This is a genomic window from uncultured Selenomonas sp. (genome assembly GCA_905372355.1).
In the GTDB taxonomy this organism is placed as follows: domain Bacteria; phylum Bacillota; class Negativicutes; order Selenomonadales; family Selenomonadaceae; genus Selenomonas.
Window position 1 is genome coordinate 1 of the sequence record CAJPOT010000032.1, and the last position, 5,127, is coordinate 5,127.

Sequence of the window (5,127 nt, forward strand, 5' to 3'; positions counted from 1 at the left end):
GCAGGATAAGCGGGATCAGATGCGTCTCCGTCTTGTGATCCTCGCCGATCGAGCCGTCCGGCAGCGCCCCCGCCGCATTGAAGTAGCGCAGAGACACATAGCGCACGCCGTTGGCGCGGCTCACCCACTTCATCATCTTCTCCATCGTGAGCTTCGTTTCACCATAGGTGTTCGTCGGGCATGTTTCATCGTCCTCGTGAATCGGCACGCGCTTCGGCTCGCCGTAAACCGCTGCCGTCGAGGAGAATACGATCTTGTCGACGCCATGGCGCACCATCGCCTCAAGGAGCACCTGCATCCCATAGACATTGTTGTTAAAGTAGAGCAGTGGCTTTTCCATGCTCTCGCCGACGAGAGAATTTGCCGCAAAGTGAATGACCGCCTCGACCTTGTTTTCGGTAAAAATCTTGTCGAGAACCGAAGCATCGCGAATGTCGCCCTCATAAAACTTCGCCTTCGGATTCAGTGCGCCGCGGTGTCCCGTCTGCAGATTGTCGACAATGACAACCTGCTCGCCCTTTTCGATGAGCGCGTGCACGGCATGAGAGCCAATGTAACCCGCGCCTCCGCATACCAATATCGCCATGTGAGTTCTCCTTTCGCTCCGCTCTTACAGACGGTGTGCGCCGTCCGCAATATTCGCCACATAGAAGCTCGGCGCATAGCCAATCTTCGCCGTATATGCCTCTGCAACATTCTTCTCAAATGCAGGAATTGCCTCGTCGCGCACAATGCTGACCGTGCAGCCCGCAAAGCCGCCTCCCGTCATGCGCGAGCCGAGCACTCCCTCCTGCTGCCACGCGAGTTCCGCGAGCGCATCCAGCTCGGGCCCCGTCACCTCGTAATCGTCGCGCAGGGAAACGTGGGAATCGTTCATCAGTGCGCCAAACCGCTTCACATCATTCTGCTCAAGCGCCTCCACTGCCTCCAGTGTGCGGCGGTTTTCATAAACCGCGTGGCGTGCGCGTCTGCGCTCGACCTCATCCTCGATGACGGCGGCATTCTCATCGAACTCTGCATTCGTCAGCTCGCCGAGCGTTTTGATCGCCTTGACCTTCTGCAGAGCTTTCAGCGCCGCCTCGCTCTGCATACGCCGCTCGTTGTATGCAGAAGAAACGAGGCTGTGCGCCTTGTTCGTGTTTGTGATGACGATGCTGCACCCCTTGAGGTCGAGCTTGCTGTAGCGGTACTCAAGCGTATTGCAGTCGAGCAGGATCGCGCAGTCCTTCTTGCCCATGCCGACGGCAAACTGATCCATGATGCCGCAGTTCATGCCGACGAATTCATTCTCCGCCTTTTGCGCGAGCTTTACAATCTCCACCATGTCGATGCCGAGTCCAAGCTCCTCGTTCAGAATGACCCCCATCAAGACCTCGATGGAAGCGGAAGAAGAAAGCCCCGCACCGTTGGGCAGCGTCCCGTAGACGAGGATGTCGAAACCGTGCGCTGCAGGATGACCCGCGTCCTCCATCATGCGCACGACGCCGATGGGATAGTTTGCCCAGCCATAGGCCGCGCTCTTTACCGCGCCGCGCATGGGGAACTCCACCACGCCCTGCTCCTCTGCATTCATCGAGTAGAGGCGCGACACATCATCCGCACGCGGCGCAGCGAGCGCATACGTGCCGAGCGAGATCGCACACGGAAAGACGTGCCCGCCGTTGTAGTCCGTATGCTCGCCGATGAGATTCACACGTCCTGGTGAGAAATACGCATGCGTTTCAGCCGCACCGAATTTCTCACGAAATACTTTTTTCATCTCATCCAAGATTGCCATTGGCTCCTCCTCCATGTATCTTCATTTGTCCGTCTATATTTTAGCTCGTATGAAAGTAAACGTTTTCTTTTCCCGCTTCCTATTTTATCCTCTTTCGCAAAGAAACGCAAGCGTTTTTGTGAGATTTTCATGACGGATGCCCCCGCCGTCAAATCCCCTTCATCTTAAACGAGAGGCTTCTCTTCCCATTCGGATAGGTATACTCCGCAAGCACGGGTGCGCCCCAGCTGTCGTCGCCGCCCACGCCGCACATGCCCGCCGACGCACGCAGATATGTATGCTGCGGACGCGGCAAATCATACGCATGGCGCGCATTCTCCAGCTCGTGCGGACTGTACGGGAGCGCCGATGCCTCAAACGGCACATCTGCCGCGAGACGGATTCCGTGACCGCCATGATCCGTGACCTCGATCCAGCGCACGCCGCAGTGATTGCCTGTCTCCTGCGGACGCAGATACGGCTCGACCTCGTCCGCCGCCGTGCTCTCGTAGACACCGAGGCGTGCGCCGCAGCAGCGGTCGATGTAGTTTTCCTTCGGCCCGTAGCCATAGAAGCGAATGCGATCATAGTCCGCATCTAGCGTAAAGATCATGGCAAAGTCGGGCATCTCAGGCATCCCCTCTGTTGCCTCATATTCCATCGTGACTCCGACTTCCCCGCTCGCCTCCGCCGTATAAGAGACCACGCACGCAGCAGCAGGTTCCGTGGCAAGCGCATAAGTAAAGCGCACGGTGACGCGCTTGGCATGCCGTTCATCACGTCTGCCGAAGAAACCTTTCACCGTCTCGAAATCTTCGCCGTCCACGCTGTACTCGATGCGCGTGCAGCGGCGGTAGAGGCTCGCGAGCTTCCACTGCGCCGTATCCGCCATGCGTCCGCTGCCGTAGTCATTGTCAATCGGCGCACGCCAGAAGCTCGGCTGCGGCAGTTCCTCGATCAGCTCCCGTCCGCCATGGCGATAGGAGACGAGATTGCCCTGCGCGCTTGAAAACATGAGGAAAAAGCCCTCCCCCTGCACGCCGAGGTTGATATCTCCCTGCACCACACGCAAGCTGCCCGACGCTTCCAGCGGCATATGGGCAGGAGCGGCGACGCCAAAGCCAAGGACATCCAAAAGGTGCGTTCCTGCATCCTCAGGCGGCACGACGACCGCTTGCCCGAAGGCGACCTCATGGCCTGCAGGCGCCCATATTTCCTCCTCCTTGACAAGGAGCGATGCCGTCAGCACATACTCGCCTTCGCCCGCGTAAGGCAGCCTATTCTTGATGAAGCGTGTTTCTCCCGGCGGCACATCATGCTCCCCTGCATACGCCTGCCAGATCTCGCGCCCGTCAAGGAGGAGCGAGAGCCACAGATCATAGTCGCCCGCATCCGAAAAGAGGCTCTTATTCTCGATCTCCACACCTTCCCATGAAGGACGGAGCGTGAAATTCTGATAGTTATACTTCACCTCCTGCAGCTTTGCCGTAGGACGACGATCGGCAAAGAAGATGCCGTTGCCGCTGAAGTTGTAGTCCGACGGACGATCGCCGAAGTCGCCGCCGTAGAGGAATACATCCTCGCCATAACGCCCGCGCCTACGGATCGCCTGATCGCCGAAATCCCAGATGAATCCGCCCTGATACAGAGGCTCGCGTTCCGTCAGCTCCGTATACTTGTGCATGCCGCCGCAGCTGTTGCCCATCGCATGCGTATACTCGCAGCAAATAAAGGGCTTGTCGCGGTGCTCCTTGAGGAACGCTTCGATGTCCGCCGCCTTCGTATACATCTGGCTCTCCATATCGCTCGTCGCAGGATAGCTGCGGTCCCAGAAAATGCCCTCGTAATGCACGAGGCGCGTGGAATCGACGCGGCGGAAGTACTCGCTCATCTCGTAGATCGTGCGGCCGCCGCAGGACTCGTTGCCGCACGACCAGATGAGGATGCACGGATGATTCTTGTCGCGCTCGTACATCGACTGCGCGCGGTCGAGCACGGCGGGCAGCCACTCCTCGCTGTCGCCGGGAACGGTATGCGCGTCCTTCACACACGCGCCGTTCTTCATCCATGTGCCGTGCGTCTCAAGGTTCGTCTCATCGATCACATAAAAGCCATAAATGTCTGCCAGCTCGTAGAGACGACTGCTGTTCGGATAGTGCGACGTGCGAATCGCATTGACATTCGCACGCTTCAGCGCGATGAGATCCTGCTCGAAGAGCGCAGGATCCATCGCCCTCCCATGATCGGAGTCAAACTCGTGCCGGTTGACTCCCTTGAACACGATGCGCTTGCCGTTGATCTGCATGACTCCATCTCGGATACAGAACTCACGGAAACCGACGCGCACGCGCACGACCTCCTGCAAAGCACCCGCCGCATCACGCACGCGAATCATAAGATGGTAGAGCCATGGGTGCTCCGCGCTCCAGAGACGCACGCAGGCAGCCTCTCCCGAAAACGCATGGCTCTTTTCCGTGATGACCGCCTTTTCCCCCTCTACGCAATCTCCTTCCGGATCGCAGAGCAGAATCTCGACATGCTTTTCTGCCGCATCGCCGAATGTGAGGTGCACATCAAGCTTTCCGTGCGTATAGCCATCCCGCTCAAGCGGCACGGCACGAACGGCAACATCCTCGATGTGATGCTGCGGTTTCGTGTAGAGCAGGACGTCGCGATAGATTCCCGAGAAGCGCCAGAAGTCTTGATCTTCGAGCCAGCTCGCGCTCGCATAACGGAAGACCATCGCCGCCAGCTTGTTCTCCCCCGCCACGAGATACGGCGTCAGGTCGAAGTCTGCAGGTGTGCAGCTATCTTCACTGTAGCCGACGAAATGACCGTTGAGAAAGAGTGCGAACGCCGTATCCACGCCGCCAAAGGAGATATAGACGCGCTCCCAATCCTCGGGCACGGCAAAATACTTCACATAGCAGCCGACGGGATTATCGCGCACGGGAATCTCGCCCGGCACGATGCTCTCATGCCCGTCCCACGGGTACGTCGTATTCGTGTAATGCGGCGCTCCGTACCCCTCCATCTGGATATGCGCCGGCACACGGATCGTCTCCCAATCGCGGCAGTCATAATCCGCCGCCTCGAATCCCTGCGGGATGTGCTCGGTGTTCCGCGCATAGGCGAAATGCCAAATGCCGTCGAACGTGCGGTAAAATGAGGACACGCCGCGCGCAAGCTCCGCTTCGTCGCGATAGAAGACGTGGTCGCTGTGCGCAGGCAGACGGTTCTCTGCGAAGCAGCACGGATCTTTCAATTTCTCAAAGTCGAATGCAGCCATGTGAAACCTCCGATCTTGTAAAGGAAGCACGGATAAATGCAGCCACCCGTCTTATCAGCGCTTCCGAAAGAAAGCGGCCGCC

General features: G+C 58.3%; 3 protein-coding genes. All 3 read right to left on the reverse strand.

Annotated features, from left to right (window positions below):
* The coding region (locus tag QZ177_RS10285) for a UDP-glucose 4-epimerase (RefSeq protein WP_294177377.1) at positions 1-586 on the reverse strand (586 nt) is incomplete at its 3' end.
* A 24-nt stretch (positions 587-610) separates the two neighbouring features.
* Complete coding sequence (locus QZ177_RS10290; protein WP_294177379.1) at positions 611-1,777, reverse strand: galactokinase; 1,167 nt, start codon at positions 1,775-1,777, stop codon at positions 611-613.
* Positions 1,778-1,925: 148 nt separating this feature from the next.
* Positions 1,926-5,045 (reverse strand): glycoside hydrolase family 2 TIM barrel-domain containing protein, encoded by a 3,120-nt coding sequence (locus QZ177_RS10295; RefSeq protein ID WP_294177381.1) that lies wholly within the window; start codon positions 5,043-5,045, stop codon positions 1,926-1,928.
* Between the last annotated feature and the right edge of the window lie 82 nt (positions 5,046-5,127).

Coding starts and splice junctions, on each gene's coding strand:
- QZ177_RS10290 (WP_294177379.1), bottom strand. CDS start 1,777: ATGGCAATCTTGGATGAGATGAAAAAAGTATTTCGTGAGAAATTCGGT.
- QZ177_RS10295 (WP_294177381.1), bottom strand. CDS start 5,045: ATGGCTGCATTCGACTTTGAGAAATTGAAAGATCCGTGCTGCTTCGCA.